The 15,003-nt window shown below is 61.7% G+C and carries 13 protein-coding genes and 1 pseudogene; 9 read left to right on the top strand and 5 right to left on the bottom strand.

Annotated elements, in window-relative coordinates:
• Positions 1–917 precede the first annotated feature (917 nt).
• The 6 genes from HMPREF2806_RS01465 (at position 918) to HMPREF2806_RS13700 (ending at position 6,908) form a co-directional block, all read left to right on the top strand.
• A complete protein-coding gene (locus HMPREF2806_RS01465; RefSeq protein WP_046648126.1) occupies positions 918–1,553 on the top strand; it encodes a C40 family peptidase in 636 nt (211 codons plus the stop codon).
• A gap of 158 nt (positions 1,554–1,711) precedes the next feature.
• On the top strand, positions 1,712–2,782 hold the full coding sequence (locus HMPREF2806_RS01460) for a C40 family peptidase (RefSeq protein ID WP_070515783.1): 1,071 nt from the start codon (positions 1,712–1,714) through the stop codon (positions 2,780–2,782).
• A gap of 3 nt (positions 2,783–2,785) precedes the next feature.
• Positions 2,786–3,949: a glycosyltransferase family 4 protein gene (locus tag HMPREF2806_RS01455; protein WP_070515781.1), complete on the top strand. Its 1,164-nt coding sequence runs from the start codon at positions 2,786–2,788 to the stop codon at positions 3,947–3,949.
• Positions 3,942–4,898: an ROK family protein gene (locus tag HMPREF2806_RS01450; protein WP_070515779.1), complete on the top strand. Its 957-nt coding sequence runs from the start codon at positions 3,942–3,944 to the stop codon at positions 4,896–4,898. The genes HMPREF2806_RS01455 and HMPREF2806_RS01450 overlap by 8 nt, the downstream gene beginning before the upstream one ends.
• Positions 4,899–4,964: 66 nt before the next feature.
• Positions 4,965–5,711: a lysophospholipid acyltransferase family protein gene (locus HMPREF2806_RS01445; protein WP_046647947.1), complete on the top strand. Its 747-nt coding sequence runs from the start codon at positions 4,965–4,967 to the stop codon at positions 5,709–5,711.
• 3 nt (positions 5,712–5,714) lie between these two features.
• A complete protein-coding gene (locus tag HMPREF2806_RS13700) occupies positions 5,715–6,908 on the top strand; it encodes an acyltransferase family protein (RefSeq protein WP_070515777.1) in 1,194 nt (397 codons plus the stop codon).
• A 194-nt stretch (positions 6,909–7,102) separates the two neighbouring features.
• Here the strand turns inward: HMPREF2806_RS13700 and HMPREF2806_RS13695 are convergent.
• Positions 7,103–7,909, bottom strand: a pseudogene (locus HMPREF2806_RS13695) (glycosyltransferase family 87 protein); the annotation flags it as partial.
• Positions 7,910–8,057: 148 nt separating this feature from the next.
• Between HMPREF2806_RS13695 and HMPREF2806_RS01435 the strand changes: the two are divergent.
• Together HMPREF2806_RS01435 and HMPREF2806_RS01430 are read left to right on the top strand one after the other, a co-directional pair.
• Entirely contained in the window at positions 8,058–8,564 is a 507-nt protein-coding gene (locus tag HMPREF2806_RS01435; protein ID WP_070515775.1) for a polyadenylate-specific 3'-exoribonuclease AS, read from the top strand.
• Between the two features lie 73 nt (positions 8,565–8,637).
• On the top strand, positions 8,638–10,026 hold the full coding sequence (locus tag HMPREF2806_RS01430) for a class II 3-deoxy-7-phosphoheptulonate synthase (RefSeq protein WP_070515772.1): 1,389 nt from the start codon (positions 8,638–8,640) through the stop codon (positions 10,024–10,026).
• Between the two features lie 27 nt (positions 10,027–10,053).
• Here HMPREF2806_RS01430 and HMPREF2806_RS01425 read toward each other — a convergent pair whose 3' ends face one another.
• Positions 10,054–11,292, bottom strand: coding sequence for a protein kinase domain-containing protein (locus HMPREF2806_RS01425; RefSeq protein WP_070512437.1), 1,239 nt, complete (start codon positions 11,290–11,292; stop codon positions 10,054–10,056).
• Between the two features lie 101 nt (positions 11,293–11,393).
• Here HMPREF2806_RS01425 and HMPREF2806_RS01420 point away from each other — a divergent pair, with 101 nt between their 5' ends.
• Positions 11,394–11,741, top strand: coding sequence for an Rv2175c family DNA-binding protein (locus HMPREF2806_RS01420; RefSeq protein ID WP_198531302.1), 348 nt, complete (start codon positions 11,394–11,396; stop codon positions 11,739–11,741).
• On the opposite strand, the gene HMPREF2806_RS01415 is transcribed toward HMPREF2806_RS01420, so the two are convergent.
• Genes HMPREF2806_RS01415 through HMPREF2806_RS01405 form a run of 3 tightly spaced genes read right to left on the bottom strand, consistent with a single transcriptional unit; the run spans position 11,710 to position 14,966 of the window.
• Positions 11,710–13,257 carry an alpha-(1->6)-mannopyranosyltransferase A gene (locus HMPREF2806_RS01415; RefSeq protein WP_070512443.1) on the bottom strand — a complete coding sequence of 516 codons (1,548 nt, stop codon included), beginning with the start codon at positions 13,255–13,257 and terminating at the stop codon, positions 11,710–11,712. The genes HMPREF2806_RS01420 and HMPREF2806_RS01415 overlap by 32 nt on opposite strands.
• Before the next feature lies 1 nt (position 13,258).
• The gene (locus tag HMPREF2806_RS01410; protein ID WP_070512446.1) at positions 13,259–14,350 is read right to left on the bottom strand and encodes a polyprenyl synthetase family protein; all 1,092 of its coding nucleotides are present in this window, start codon (positions 14,348–14,350) and stop codon (positions 13,259–13,261) included.
• Between the two features lie 43 nt (positions 14,351–14,393).
• Positions 14,394–14,966, bottom strand: coding sequence for a GNAT family N-acetyltransferase (locus tag HMPREF2806_RS01405; RefSeq protein ID WP_070515768.1), 573 nt, complete (start codon positions 14,964–14,966; stop codon positions 14,394–14,396).
• Between the last annotated feature and the right edge of the window lie 37 nt (positions 14,967–15,003).

The following is a 15,003-nucleotide window of genomic DNA, read 5'->3' as shown; positions in this document are numbered from 1 at the left end:
TAGACCCCGCCGCGAGCACGCTAGGTGAGCGCGAAGGGCGTCCCAGGGGAGTTCGTTAGATACAGCGTTCTTTCATGCCTAGGCCTCTAGAGCGTGTGCTTTAGGGTAGTTGTAAGGCCGTCTACGTACCCGCTGTCAGAGCAGCGGTCTGCGGGCGCCGAGCTGGGTGGGAGAGCGGGCTCGCAAGTTTGCGTTGCTTGCTCGTCAAGGTGTTAACCCGTAGTTAACCTCTTCTTAGTTTGTCTGATTTCCGGGAATCGAGGTGCTATACGGCGATGCGGAGGCCTCTCATTTGCCTGGGGGAGTGACGCGGTCGACATAAAAACCGCAGGAGAGAACCACTTTGTTGCATGGTTTCAGGAGAGGGTAGTGGGTCAAATGGGGTCGATGTGACGCCGAGTTACACGAGTGTGATGAAGGTTACATCGTATATTTTTGGGCGCTCTTTGGGGCTTTAGGTCGGTGCTAAGGTCTAGCGGTGTGAAGTGAAAACCCCTCTGGGTTATTGCAGGTGAAGGCAAGTATCTGCCTGTCGCGCTTGTGTAATGAACTGAGATCGTTGGGCGTCGTGTCGTTTAGGTTTCCATTTGATAACGGGACGGTAACGAAGCCGGTTTTGCGTTTCTGACTCGACATCGCTCGTGATGATTTCGTAACCTATTCGAGACATTGAGTTACCGCCACGGTGTACACATCACCGGTGCTCAATACGAACTGAAGAATTAAGCGCCGCGTCTGGCCCCTCCTAAACATCCGGGGGCCGAGCGGAGATGGCCCTACAGGAACGGGTCATCGTCGAACGCTAGGCCCGCCCTTGGGTCAGAGCTTTTGTTCGCGTCATGTGGAGAGTGGTCATATGGATTGCCTTCTCCTAGTGAGCGAAAGTAGGCGCGCAGGAAGATTTGGAGTTTAAATTCGTGGCTAAGCACCGTCGTCAGGGCAACCTGAACACCCGTCGCATCGCATCCACTGCTGCTGTTGCTGCAACCGCAGCTGTTACCGTCCCGGCTGCTGCTAATGCAGCTGAGGTTGTCGTCCCGGAGACCGATATCCGCTTCGAGGTTGCTGGTCTGGAGAACGTCCCGAATATCAAGCAACTGCCGAACATTGACCGTTACATCCCGGCCTTCAAGGCTGACCAGGGTGCTGGCTACGCCGCTGCTGTGGAGGCTCCGGTAGCTGAGGCTCCGGCGCCGGCACCGGTTCAGTCCGTGGGCGAGAAGGTTCTCGAGGCTGCTCGCTCCGCCGTCGGTTCCCCGTACGTCTATGGCGCCAACGGCCCGAGCGCTTTTGACTGCTCTGGTCTGACCTCGTGGGCTTACCGCCAGGCTGGCGTGTCCATTCCGCGCACCTCCCAGGCGCAGGCTTCCGCGGGTACCCCGGTTTCTCTCGATGCCCTGCAGCCGGGCGACATCATCGTCTACTACTCCGGTGCATCCCACGTTGGTATCTACACCGGCCACGGCACCATCATTGACGCGCTGAACTCCGGCACCCCGGTCGGCGAGCGCTCCCTGAACTACATGCCGATTCACTCCGCTGTTCGCTTCTAAGCGAACCCGGCAGTTTGGCTAACCCCTTCCGCTGCTCTTGCCATGTTGATGGCGAGGGTGGGGAAGGGGTTCGGCTATTCTAGAAGCCGTTATGCTTTTCCTTGACTGAGGGTATAATTCAGTCATCTATTAACCTTCTCTAAGTTTCGGGGGTATTCATGTCGCGTCGTGGCATTGCGTGTGCCGTCGCTGCAATCGTTGTGGGTGCGGCTCCGGTGGCCGTCCTGTCGCCATCTGCAGTGGCTCAAGAGTTCCTCCGAGAGCAACCGCACGAAGCGGCAGGGGAGCAGGCACCCGAGGATCTGAGCGATCTCATTGAGCGCATGGCGGACGTCGCCCAGCGCGTTTCCGCCAAGGGCGAGGAAGTCAAGGGACTTGAGGATGAGCTCGCAGAATCGGAGAAGGAGATCGGCGAGCTGGAACGCAAGGCTGAGGAGGCGCAGCGCAATTCCGAAGACGCCTTCGTGGTTGTAGCTGAGCAACAGCAGCGGATCGATTCCCTGGCGCAATCGCGCTACCGCCGAAGCGCGGCAACGCCAGTGTCGGCAGCCCTTGATGCCAACGACGTAGCTAGCGCGGTCGAGCGCATGGGGTACCTGGGGGCTTTGACGAAGGCTGCCAAGCGTGAAGAGGAAGCCATGGTGGCTGCCGCCGCCGCAGCCGACGAGGCGCATCAGCAGGCAGTCGATGCTACTGAGGAAGCGCGCCTCAAGCGCGACGAGCTGCAGGCACAGCGCGATGCGGTTCTCAAGGAGCAGGCTGACCTGGAAGAGCAGCAGAAGGAGCTCGAAACCAAGGTTGATGGCTTGAGCCCTGAGGCGCGCCAGGCATGGGTTGAGCACTTTGGCGGCTCTGCCGACCTTGACTTAGCTGCGTTGGCCGATGGTTCGGGATCCGCCGCTGTCCAAGCAGCACTCACCCGCATTGGTGCCCCGTATGGCTGGGGAGCAACGGGCCCTGATGTGTTCGATTGCTCCGGCCTGATGGTGTGGAGCTATCAGCAGATGGGGAAGAGTATCCCGCGCACCTCGCAGGCGCAGATTGCCGGCGGCACCCCAGTACCGATCGATGAACTACAGCCCGGAGACATTGTGGGCTATTACGCCGGCATTACCCACGTGGGAATGTATATCGGCGACGGTCAGGTGGTTCACGCCTCCACCTATGGCGTTCCCGTGGCAGTGGTGCCGCTTCATTCCATGCCCGTTCAAGGCGCCGTCCGCTACTAGGCCATGGCGCGCACACTCCTAGTAACGAATGATTTCCCGCCCACCATCGGCGGTATTCAGTCTTATCTTCGAGATTTTCTGGCAACCCTCAACCCGGAGGACGTCGTCGTCTTCGCCTCGACCCAAGATGGTGACGCCGCTGCCGAGTATGACGCGACGCTGCCGTATACCGTGGTTCGCTGGCCACGCACCATCATGCTTCCGACACCAGCCACCGCGCGCCGGATGCAGAGTCTGATTCGTGAATACGATATCGAGACCGTGTGGTTTGGGGCGGCAGCCCCGCTTGCCCTTATGGCGCCGGAGGCCCGGGCGGCGGGCGCTCGCCGGATCGTTGCCACGACGCACGGTCACGAGGTGGGCTGGTCCATGCTTCCCATAGCCCGGCAGGCCCTGCGTCGCATTGGTCAGCATGCCGATGTCATCACGTATATCTCGGACTACACGCGTACCAGGTTGGAACCCGCGTTTGGTACCCATGCGCGCTGGGTGCACTTGCCTTCTGCGGTTAATCTGGAAGACTTCACTCCGGCCACGGAGGGAGAAAAGCAGAGCGCGCGGGAGCGCTTTGGACTCGGCCCAGGGCCCGTCATCGTGTGCATCTCCCGCTTGGTTCCCCGCAAAGGCCAGGACCAGCTCTTGCGGGCGATGCCGGCGGTACGGGCACGCTTCCCGGACGCCCAGGTACTCATCATCGGTCGCGGACGCTATGAGCAGACACTGCGCGAGCTAGCGCGTCTGTACTGCCCCGACGCGGTGTTGCAGGAGGCGCGGGACACCGAAGAATTGCAGTTGGCGCTTCATGCTGCCGATGTGTTTGCCATGCCGGCGCGCACGCGGGGTGGGGGACTCGACGTCGAGGGCCTCGGCATCGTTTACCTAGAAGCACAAGCGGCGGGGTTGCCGGTCATTGCGGGTGACTCCGGTGGTGCACCGGAAACAGTAACGTCCGAGACCGGCATCGTCGTGCGCGGCTCCTCAGTTCTGGAACTTGAGCAGGCCTTGTGCACGTTGCTTGGCGACGTCCCCGGGGCCCGCCGCATGGGGGCGGCAGGGCGCCGTCACGTGGAGGAGCACTGGACGTGGGAAATCATGGGCGCACGATTGCGTGAGGTTCTGGAATGTGATCGTGGGCAGGCCGGGGTATATCCTACTAGTCATGCTTGAACACACTTCCTCCGCTGACGGTGGCCACAGCGGCCTCACCATCGGGTTCGATATTGGTGGAACCAACTTGCGGGCCGCGGTGATTAATCCCGCCGGAGAGATTGTGGATTCGACAAGCGTCCCCACGGCCAGGGAAGCGCAGACACTCGAAGATGACATCGTGCGCTGCGTAGACAACTTGGCAGCATCCCATGACATCGAGGCCGTGGGCCTTGCCCTCGCGGGCTTTTTGGATCCCGAGTGTGAAGTTGTCCGCTTCGCCCCGCATTTGCCGTGGCGTAACGCCCCAGTACGCGAGATCCTCAGCAGGCGTTTGGACGTGCCGGTCCGCCTTGAGCATGACGCCAATTCAGCCGCGTGGGGCGAATGGCGCTTTGGCGCTGGGCGCGGTGCGAAAGAATGGGTTTTCTTTGCTGTGGGAACGGGCATTGGCGCCACGCTTTTTACTGAGGGAAAAATCTACCGTGGAGCTTTCGGCACCGCCCCGGAGTTCGGGCACCTTGTTGTGTCGCCAGGCGGGCGCCTCTGCCCCTGCGGCAAGCGCGGGTGCTTAGAGCGCTACGCTTCCGGAACCGCTTTGCCGGACACCTGCGCAGAGCTGCGCGGCGAGTATGACACCACCTTGCCGGAGAATCCCTCCGGCGAGGAGATCACCGCAGCAGCTAGGCAGGGCGATCCGCTGGGGATAGCTGTCATGGAGAACTTCGGTCAGTGGCTCGGGCAAGGGTTGTCCATGGTGGCAGATGTGCTCGACCCAGAGCTCATCGTGATTGGCGGCGGGGTGTCCAAGGACGCGGATTTGTACCTCGATCAGGCGCGGGATGCCATGGCTCGGCAGATCGTCGGAGCCGGTCACAGGCCTTTGGCCCGAGTGGCAACCGCGAAGTTGGGTTCGGCGGCAGGTATGATCGGAGTCGCTGATCTCGCCCGCCAGGAGCACCGAGGTTAACACCGCACATTTTTCTTTCACCGAGCAGCGCCGCCTGCTCGGCACACACAGATAGGACTATAAGCGATGCGAAACAAGTGGTACTGGGCCTTTAAGCACATTTTTTTCGGCCCGGCCCTTCGAGTGTGGAACCGCCCTTGGTCCGAAGGCATGGATCGCATCCCGGAGTCTGGTCCGGCAATCTTGGCATCCTCCCATCAAGCGGTGATGGACTCCTTCTACTTCCCGCTGTTGTGCCCGCGGCAGATCACCTTCTTGGCAAAGAGTGAGTACTTCACCACCCCCGGTTTCGTTGGCCGCCTGCAAAAGTGGTTCTTTAGCTCCGTGGGGCAGGTGCCGATCGATCGCGTCAACAAGGATGCCGGGGACGCGATGCTGGTGAGCGCACAAAAAATTCTGGGCCGCGGGGATCTCTTCGGAATTTACCCGGAGGGGACTCGTTCGCCCGATGGGCGCATCTACAAGGGGCGCACCGGTATGGCCCGCATCGCGCTAACCACCGGTGAGACAGTAATACCGATCGCCATGCTCAACACCCGGAAGGCTAATCCAATCGGTTCGTGGGTTCCGCGTCCGGTGCGCGTCGGCATGCGCGTTGGCGAACCCATCGACCCCCACGCATGGGCCGCTGAGCGCAACCTTGATCCGCAGGATCACGCCACCGTGCGTGCTTTCACGGACTACGTGATGAAGCAGTTGTCTGAGCTGTCCGGTGAGCCGTACGTCGACGTCTATGCCTCCGACGTGAAGGCGTCCCTGCAAGCTGGGCACGGCTACCCGGAAGGGGCCGAGCCCAGTTCGGAGGCGCGGTAGTCAGTGACTTCCTCCCCGTCTCAACGCTTAGCGTGGCCTGATGTAGCAAAAGGGATTTCCATCCTGGGCGTCGTGCTGTTGCACATCACGCTTACGGTTCCAGAATCGAAGGACACGTGGTTGGCCGCTTTCAACGTGTGGCTCGACCCACTGCGCCTGCCCCTGTTCTTTTTGGTGAGCGGGTTCTTCGCGCAAAAGGTTTTTCGCTTTAGCTTCGCAGAACTCTTTACTCGCCGCCTGTGGTACTTCCTTGTTCCTTATGTGGTGTGGATACTGGTTGAACAGCAGACCAAGCGCGTGGAGTACCACTGGGTATTCGGGGATCCCGTGTTCGATTTCAGCCAGATGACGGCCAGCCTGCTCGTGGGCCATTCCATGGCGTGGTTTCTGCATTCGCTGATTCTGTTCAATATCTTCCTCTGGTGCGTGCGCAAGCTGCCCGGGTGGGCGGCGCTAGCGCTGAGTTTTAGCCCTATTCTGTTCATCGCATGGCAGGCGCAGTTCACCTCGATCGCGAAGGCCATCATGTTCCTTCCCGTCTTCGTTGCCGCTGCTTATTTCCGGGATGCAATCTCCACCTTCGCTTCCGCTATCGAGGCCCCCTTCAAAGGCGAGTGGGATTACCGGAGCTTTTGGGCGTATTCCGGCATGGTTGGGGCCTACGCCATCGGGTTCTTTATCCGCCGCGCGTGGGATAGCTACGCTGGGGCCGTCGAGGTTACGTGGTTGTTGCCAGGCACGGAGGCGCTGGTGAGAGATGACGTCCATATTCTCGTGCGCATGGTAGAGCAGTTCTTCGAGGTTCCGGTGGGAATTGCGGTGGCGGTGGCCGTGTCCTATATACCGGTCCTATCCACCGGACTGCGGTTTATCGGCTCCCACACGCTGCCCATCTACCTCGGTCACCCCATTGGACTTACCGTCCTCTATGGCTACCCCATGGCGCTCAACCCGCGCGAGGTAAGCCTGGCAGGCCAGTGGCCGTTAGAAAATACCTGGTTCTGGCTCAGCATGTGCTTTGTTTATTGCGCGATTGCGTCGTTGGTCCTGTGGGCCTTGGGCAAGGTGCCCGTTGTGGGCTGGACGCTGAAGCCGCCGCCGATCGGTACGAGTAGGCGAACCACGGAACCGCCCTCGGCGGGCTTGAGCTTGAGCCAGAAACTCACTGCGACAAGGAACGCCACGACAAAGAAATAGTCGTTACCTGGAGCCTGCTGCCACCAGGACCACTCCAGTTCCAGCTGCTCGCCGTGCGGGACAAGCCAGTGGCCGCGGGCTAGCAGCACGAACCACGTGAGGCCTGCGAGGAACCAGTAGCGGCGCGCGGTGAGGTAGACCGCGGCTAGGCACAGCCACGTGAAATGGTGGGACCACGAGACCGGGGAGCACAGCAGCGCCGCCGTGGAGGCCAGTAACACGAGTTCTATCTCTGAGGATGTGTGCTCCATGACCCACCACAAGACTGCGACGATGAGAGCGCAGCCAATCAACCACAGGCCCGATGCTTCCTCGGGACTAACACGGCTGAGCAAGCCTCGGAGGGATTGGTTGCTGGAATAGGACAGCGTGCCGATTCGGGAGGAGTCCCGGAGGATGTCAGTCCAGTACGCCGCAGAGCTTGCAGGGGAGGCGAGGTAGCCCACCACACCGCAGGCGATGAAGGCACCTATCGCCGTGGCGAGGGCACGCCAGTCGCGGCGAACGAAAAAGACCGCGAGGAAGACCGCCGGGGTGAGCTTGATCGCCATAGCAACGCCGGTCAGCACACCTCGCCACGAGGAGCGTGGTCTGAGCAGCAGGCAGTCGACAACGACGGCCGCGGTCAGCAGGAGATTCACTTGGCCGAAGCTGAAATTCTCGGTAATCGGTTCGGTGAGTGCGCAGGCGAGCAGCGCCCACGTGGCCCACCAGTCGGGGCGGTCAACTTCGCAGCACCGCGAGATAACGGCGTAGAGACATACCCAGAGCGCACCGAGTGACGCCGCAGTAAGAAGGAGAGACAGCGGCCACAGCGGCATCCACGACACCAAGGCAAAGAGCGCTGCAGCAAAAGGCGGGTAAGTAAAAGGCAGCGACACGCCGTTGCCGAGAACGTAGCTTTGCGCGTAGAGATTCTCCCCGCGGAGCAGGGCCTGCCCTCCCTCTCGGTAGACATCGAGGTCAACATGGTAAAACGGCACAATTCCGCCGCTGTTCATCGACGCCGCAAGATGGATAGTCCACGGCACCGTTGCCAGCCCCACCAGAAGGAGTGGAAGGAGGAGCGAGGAGAGAGCTTTCTTCACGCAGCTGAGTATAGGCCCCCAGTGGCACGGCTCCTCTAGGCAGCAGACTAGGATACGGGGCGTGCGCTACTTCTACGACACCGAGTTTATCGAGGACGGATCGACCATCGAGCTGGTCTCCATCGGCATTGTCGGAGAAGACGGCAGCGAGTATTACGCGGTATCCACCGATTTCGATCCGGGCAAGGCCAATGCGTGGGTGCGCGACAATGTACTGGATAAACTCCCGAGCCCGGCGGATCCCGTCTGGAAATCGCGCGAGACCATCCGCGAAGATCTCCTGAAATTCTTGGGCCGCCACTCCACCCCCATCGAACTGTGGGCCTGGGTCGGGGCTTATGACCACGTGGTGCTCGCCCAGCTGTGGGGAGACATGGCGAGCCTGCCCAAGGGGCTCCCGCGCTACACCCGGGAACTCAAGCAGTACTGGGAGTTTGCGGGCCGCCCCAAGCTGCCTCCCGTGCCCAACGGGAACCACGACGCGTTGGTCGACGCCCGCCATAACCTGGCCAAGTTTCGCATCTGTGAGCAGCACTTGCCGCTGACTCGGGGCAACCGCGTGAGCTGATCGTGAATTAATACCGTGACCTAAAAGTCCATTAACTAACGCGCGACAGGCCCGAGATGGTTAAATACTGGGTGTGAGTTGGACAGTAGATATTCCCAAAGAAGTGCTTCCTGATCTGCCGCCGCTGCCGGAGGGGATCAATGAGAAGTTCCAGGACGCCATTTCCCGCGAGGCGAAGCAGCAGCCCAGCTGGGATCAGCTGCAGGCTGATAACGTGCGAAAGATCCTGGAATCCGTCCCGCCTATCGTCGTGGCTCCAGAAATTGAGGAACTCAAGCGCAAGCTTGCCGACGTCGCCTTAGGCAACGCCTTCCTCCTCCAAGGAGGTGACTGCGCTGAGACTTTCGAGTCCAACACTGAGCCTCACATCCGCGGCAATATCAAGACCCTGCTGCAGATGGCGGTTGTCCTGACGTATGGCGCGTCCACCCCGGTGGTGAAGTTGGGTCGTATTGCTGGCCAGTACGCCAAGCCGCGTTCTGCCGATCTGGATGCCAACGGCCTGTACAACTACCGCGGTGACATCGTCAATGGAGTGGAGGCCAACGAGGAGTCCCGCCGCCACGATCCCGCCCGCATGATTCGCGCCTACGCGAACTCCTCGGCGGCTATGAACCTGGTCCGCGCGCTGACGCATTCCGGAACCGCGGACCTTTACCGCCTCCACGAATGGAACCGCGAATTCGTGGCCAACTCTCCGGCGGGTGCGCGCTACCAGGCCTTGGCTGATGAGATTGAAAACGGCCTGGCCTTCATGAACGCCTGTGGGGTGTCGGATGAGACCCTGCGTTCGGCGGAGATTTACTGCTCCCACGAGGCCTTGCTGAAGGATTACGAGCGTTCCATGCTGCGCTTGGGTACGGACTCTAACGGCGAGACCAAGCTTTATGACCTGTCCGCGCACCAGCTGTGGATTGGTGAGCGTACCCGTGGTCTCGACGACTTCCACGTGGCGTTTGCTTCCATCATCGGCAACCCCGTAGGCATCAAGCTTGGCCCCGGCGTGACGCCGGAGCAGGCAGTGGAGTACGCGGAGAAGCTTGACCCGAACCGTGAGCCGGGCCGTCTCACCATGATTGCCCGTATGGGCCACGATAAGGTGCGCTCCGTGCTGCCCCCGATCATCAAGGCAGTGGAGGACTCCGGCCACAAGGTGGTGTGGCAGTCCGATCCGATGCACGGAAACACCTTCACGGCGTCGAACGGCTACAAGACCCGCCACTTCGACAAGATTGTCGACGAGGTCCAGGGCTTCTTCGAGGTGCACCGCGAGCTGGGCACCCACCCGGGCGGCGTGCACCTGGAGTTCACCGGTGAGGACGTCACCGAGTGCCTCGGCGGCGCTGAGGACATCACGGACGTGGACCTGCCGGGCCGCTACGAGTCCGCCGTGGACCCGCGCCTGAACACCCAGCAATCGCTGGAGCTGTCCTTCCTCATCGCAGAAATGCTGCGCAACTAGAGTCTGCGCAGCGTCTAGCTGCGCAGACTAGTACGGCCTCCAGAGAATCGGCCAGGTGCCGTATTCTCCGGAGCCAAACCACCAGGCGGCCACGGCGACAGCCAAGGTGGCGAGGCCGACGAGGACGAGGAAGCCGATGAGCCCGACCGCGCTGCGGTTGCTCAACGGACGTTCCTCCGGCTCCTCTTCGGCCCCGGCCGCATATGGTTCTGGCACGGCGGGGGAGGGCGCCGGGGTGTCTACCGGTGCGGCAGGCAGGGGGAAAGCGTCCTCGCGGGTTTCCGCCCGTGTTTCACGCGTGGGGGAATCGGGCGAGGGGATTGCAGAGGTCGCTTCGAAGACACGCGTATTGTCTGTTCCCGAAAAGTCTGTAGGTACTGCAGCGGTACGTGCGGCGGCCGAGTTTCGCGGGACGGGGACCGTGAACTGTGGCAGTTGCAGCTCCCGGGAAACGTCATCCAAAGCATCGAGGAATTCACCCGCGTCTGCAAAGCGTTCGGCTGGGTTACGTGCGGTGGCGGTGGCCACGAGGGCGTCGAAAAGCATCGGCACCCCCTCAATGCGTGAAGATGGTGCCACCACATCCGCGTGCACGCGCGCGGTGGCGTGCGCCAGCGGGGTGTCACCGTGGAAGGGGACTGTGCCCGTCAGCAACTCGAACAGGACGATTCCAGCCGAGTAGACATCGGAAGCCGGCGTGATATCCGCGCCAGTGACTTGCTCGGGGGAGAGGTAGCTTACGGTACCGACGATCTGGCCGGAGCTATCATGCTCCGCCTTTGCGGAGCGCACCAAGCCGAAGTCACCCACCTTGACTCGGTGGTTATCGGTGATGAGAACGTTATCCGGCTTGATATCGCGGTGCACGAGGCCGGCGTGGTGGACTTCGGTGAGCCCGGCCAAGACCGAGTGCATCACGCCGGCCGCAGCGTGCGGCGGCATGGGTCCGCGTTCCGCAAGGAGCTCGCGCAACGTGCCGCCGGTGATGAGCTCCATGATGAGATAGATGGGCAAACCATCCGCGGAAAAGTCATGCACGGCGACGAGATTGGGGTGGCTCAGCTGCGCCATCGCGCGGGCCTCGCGCTTAAAGCGGGTGACGAAGACGGGGTCGTCGTGATAGCGCTCATCCATCACCTTGGCAGCTACTGCGCGGCCCAAACGCATGTCCACGCAGCGATACACAGTGGACATGCCGCCGCGAGCGATCGGCTGATCAATGCGGTAGCGTCCTTCAAGAATGTCGCCCACGTTCAGCCTTGTCATGGGTTCCAGTATGGTCGATCCTCTCCTCAAAGTGTGATCCCGCTACAGTTGTGTCTGTGACTAATTCTGCGAACCCTGAAGAGAATTCCCATCCCGAGCTTCTGCAACTTCTCGCCGGAGAGAAGCTGCTGACGCTTAAAGAGGTAGCTGAAAAACTCGATCTGCCCATTACTCGCGTCTTCGATCTGCTCAATGCCCGGAAGTTCATCGCGTGGCGGGACGCCGAAGGCCAGCGCCTCGTCCCGGAAGCGTTTTTCAATGCCAAGGGCGTCATTTCCAAGCACGTGTCCGGCGTCATCACTGTTCTTTCGGACAACGGCTGGGGTGACAACGAGATCCTGGCGCATCTTTTTACCGAGGACGAGTCCCTACCGGGCCGCCCCATCGACGCGCTGCACGGCCACCTCGCGCGGGAGGTTATACGGCGCGCGCAGGCTTCGGCGTTTTAGACGGCGCATCAGCACCAGGCGCAGTTGGTTCAGCGGCGGTGCGTGGAACACCATCGAAAATCCACTGTGTGGCCAACCATGCCACGACCACCATGGCAATCACCCAGAACCAGTTGTAGAGCTGGTGATTACCGTCGCCGGCGAAGGCCACACCAATAAAGAGAGCTGCGCCGGTGGTGAGCTTGATGAGCGGTAGTGGTGGGCGAAAGGTTCCCATGAGCGTGAGTACTGAGGCGTAGTACCACGGCAGCGTCACAGAGTTGAAGACGAACGCCACCTGGTAGGCCGCGGCCGTGGCGGCAATGGCGCGGCGCACGCCCGTGCGCCCCCACCACCACACAAGGACAAGGCCCAGGAGCATCAGGAGCATCGCGGCCGAGCGCAGCACGGTGAGCACGCCGTTATAGGTGGTATCGGGGGAGAAGACCTGGATGAGCGGAACGAGAATATCGGCAAGCAAGGTGGGGCCGGCCAAGGGGTTGATGACCTTAGAATTACCACTGATCTGAGACAGCCAACCCCACGAGCTTCCCGACGCCCATGTGATCGCCGCCACCGCCAACGCGACCTCCGCCACGGCGATAACGCCGGATAGTAGGAAGAACCCGACGCGCTTGAGCGGCTTCGTTCCCTTCGGCGCCCAGTGATGCAGCATGAGCCACACGATGAACGGCGCGGCGAAGACGGCGGTGGCCTTGAGGGACACTGCCACGCCAACGAGTATGAGGCTGAGGTGGAACTTGTGGTGCACAGCAGCGAGAAGGCCCAGCGATACCAGCCCCACCATGACTGATTCGTTGTGCATGCCGCCGATGAGGTGCAAAACCATCACCGGATTCGCCACTCCCAACCAGAGTGCTAGGGCGGGATCGCCGCCGATGCTTCGGGCTAGGCGTGGAATTGACCAGGCGATGGCTGCAAAACCAAGGACGGAAATTGCCTTGTAGACGATGATGCCCGCAGCAACGTTATCGCCCACCAGGTGGGTTACCCCGTTGCCCATCCACAGGTGTAGCGGCCCGTAGGGCGTAGTGGTGTTGCGCCAGTCGTGAGAGACCTCAAGCAGGAAGGGACCGGGGTTAACGGCTGCGCCCTCGACGTAGGGGTCGAAACCATCGCGCACCATCGCGCCTTGCATCAGGTAGGAGTACACGTCCCGGGAAGCCAGCGGTGCGGCGCACAGCAGCGGGGTGACCCAGCAGATCAACATCCGGCGGATGTCTGCCAGTGCGCCGTCTGGTTGCGGGTTCTTGAGCTGTGGGGCAATGAAGTGGCGGCCCGCCAACACCCATGCGGCGACGAGGCCAAACAGGCCAACCCAGTAGAGGACCATGCCAATGTTGCGGCCGTGGCCATAGGCAAGGAAGCTGATGTTGAGCGCCTCAAGAAAACCTCCGCGATTCCGGGTCGCGCCGCCGGAGAAGGAGGCGAGCGCCAGGACGATCGCAGAGACGATGCCCAGTGGCAGGGGATGGGGAATGCGCAGGGGCACGCGCGTGGATGCGGAGCGAGCCATGCTACATCCGGCGGGCCGTGGACTTGTGAGCAAGTTCTTCCAAAACCGCTGTGACCTCGGGGTCAACCTGCGCGTTGTGCAGATGATCGAGGCCGGAACGCGTGAGATCGCTGATGCGCTGCTCGACGACGTCCGGCGCACCGGAATCAGCAATGATCTGCGCCATGCGGGCAATGTCTGCGGGGTCCTCCGTCTGCCCGATGAGGCGGCGAAGCTCAGCGGCGGCTGCGGGATCGGTGGCGTCCGCGCGCTGTAGGGCCAGCGACAACAGAACCGTGCGCTTGCCTTCGCGCAGATCGTCTCCGGCGGGCTTGCCGGTGATAGCCGGGTCACCGAAGACGCCGAGCAAATCATCGCGCAGCTGGAAGGCGACACCGATGTCCTGGCCGTAACCGCGGAAGGCAGCAACGAGTTTTTCGGGTGCGCCCGCTATAACGGCGCCCAGATGGAGGGGGCGCTCGATGGTGTACGCGGCAGTCTTGAACCGGTTCACCGAGTCCGCCAACGTGGCGTCCTCGGAGCCGGCGGCTTCCAGGGAGATGTCCAGAATCTGGCCGCCGATGACTTCGCGGCGCATTGCCCGCCATGGTGCGCGGGCGCGCGCCAGCGCCTCGGGGCTCAAGCCGGAATCTTGAAGCATGTCCTCCGCCCAGACCAGGGCCATGTCACCGATGAGGATGGCCAGCGATTGCCCGAAGAAATCAGCGTCGCCGCTGAGCCCGAGCTCGCGGTGGCGAGCAGCAACGCCGCGATGGACAGTGGGGTTGCCGCGCCGGGTATCGGAAGCATCCACGATGTCGTCGTGGATAAGTGCACAAGCCTGAATGAACTCCAAGGACGAGGCAGCGCGGAGCATTGCCTGCGGGGACTCAGTGCCGTCGAGCCCGTGCGCACCGACAAAACCTGCCCACGCGTAGAGGGGGCGAATGCGCTTGCCGCCGTCCAGGACGAAGGAATCCAAATAGGAGATCGCGTCGGCCACCGGAGAGCCGATGGCCGCGATGGCGTCGCGCTGACTGTCCAAGAAAAGCTTAAGCTCCTCGCGCACGGCTGCGGGGATGTCGTTCAAGGAAGGTATCTGCGGTGTAGTCACGCCTGCTACTTTACCTGGGTAGCTATGCCGGCTTGCCGCCAGGTTAAGCGGTGTCGGCTGGTGTCAGCGGCACCGTCGATTGCAGGATGGCGAAGGGGCGCGCATCGGCGGGGTAGTAGAGCTGGCGAAGGAAATCACTAAACCCCATCTTGCGGTAGAGGCCGAAGGCGGAGTTTGCCTCGTTGGGAACTTCCGGAGTGGAAAGCAGGATGTAGCGCGCGGGAAGGTTCCACGCCAAGGCTTCGAGCAGTGCGCGCCCTAAGCCGCGACCCTGTTCTTCAGGCAGCACGTGAATCTCCGCCAGCTCGAAATAGTTGTGGAGAATGTCTTCTTGTTCCGGGGTCGGTCCGCCACTGGCGGTGAGCGCTCGGCGAAGCTGTTTGTCCCACCACGTGTCCGGAGAGCCAAAGAATCCGTAGGCAAAGCCTGCAATGCCGTAGTCGGTGGTGGCCACGACGCAGGAAAACCCTGGGCGTATGAGATCTGCGCGCCACCGCGAGATGGAGACGTCGCGCACTGACTGGCTGTAGCCCATTGCCGCGATGTAGATATCCACCAAGCGCGGGACAGCAATGGCGAACTCTTGGGGGCTTAGGCGGCGCAGCGTGTAACTCACATCTCTAATAACAGCAGATTCTTCAGGCATGTGAAAG

The organism is Corynebacterium sp. HMSC076G08, from assembly GCF_001811515.1.
Lineage (GTDB): Bacteria > Actinomycetota > Actinomycetes > Mycobacteriales > Mycobacteriaceae > Corynebacterium > Corynebacterium hiratae.
The sequence above is the reverse complement of the archived record's forward strand: the minus strand, read 5'-3'. Positions and strand labels throughout refer to the sequence as shown.

Bases quoted from the DNA above. Each gene is read 5' to 3' on its own strand.
- HMPREF2806_RS01450 (WP_070515779.1), top strand. From the start codon at position 3,942: ATGCTTGAACACACTTCCTCCGCTGACGGTGGCCACAGCGGCCTCACC.
- HMPREF2806_RS01415 (WP_070512443.1), bottom strand. From the start codon at position 13,257: ATGGCTCGCTCCGCATCCACGCGCGTGCCCCTGCGCATTCCCCATCCC.
- HMPREF2806_RS01445 (WP_046647947.1), top strand. From the start codon at position 4,965: ATGCGAAACAAGTGGTACTGGGCCTTTAAGCACATTTTTTTCGGCCCG.
- HMPREF2806_RS01455 (WP_070515781.1), top strand. From the start codon at position 2,786: ATGGCGCGCACACTCCTAGTAACGAATGATTTCCCGCCCACCATCGGC.
- HMPREF2806_RS01425 (WP_070512437.1), bottom strand. From the start codon at position 11,292: ATGACAAGGCTGAACGTGGGCGACATTCTTGAAGGACGCTACCGCATT.
- HMPREF2806_RS01460 (WP_070515783.1), top strand. From the start codon at position 1,712: ATGTCGCGTCGTGGCATTGCGTGTGCCGTCGCTGCAATCGTTGTGGGT.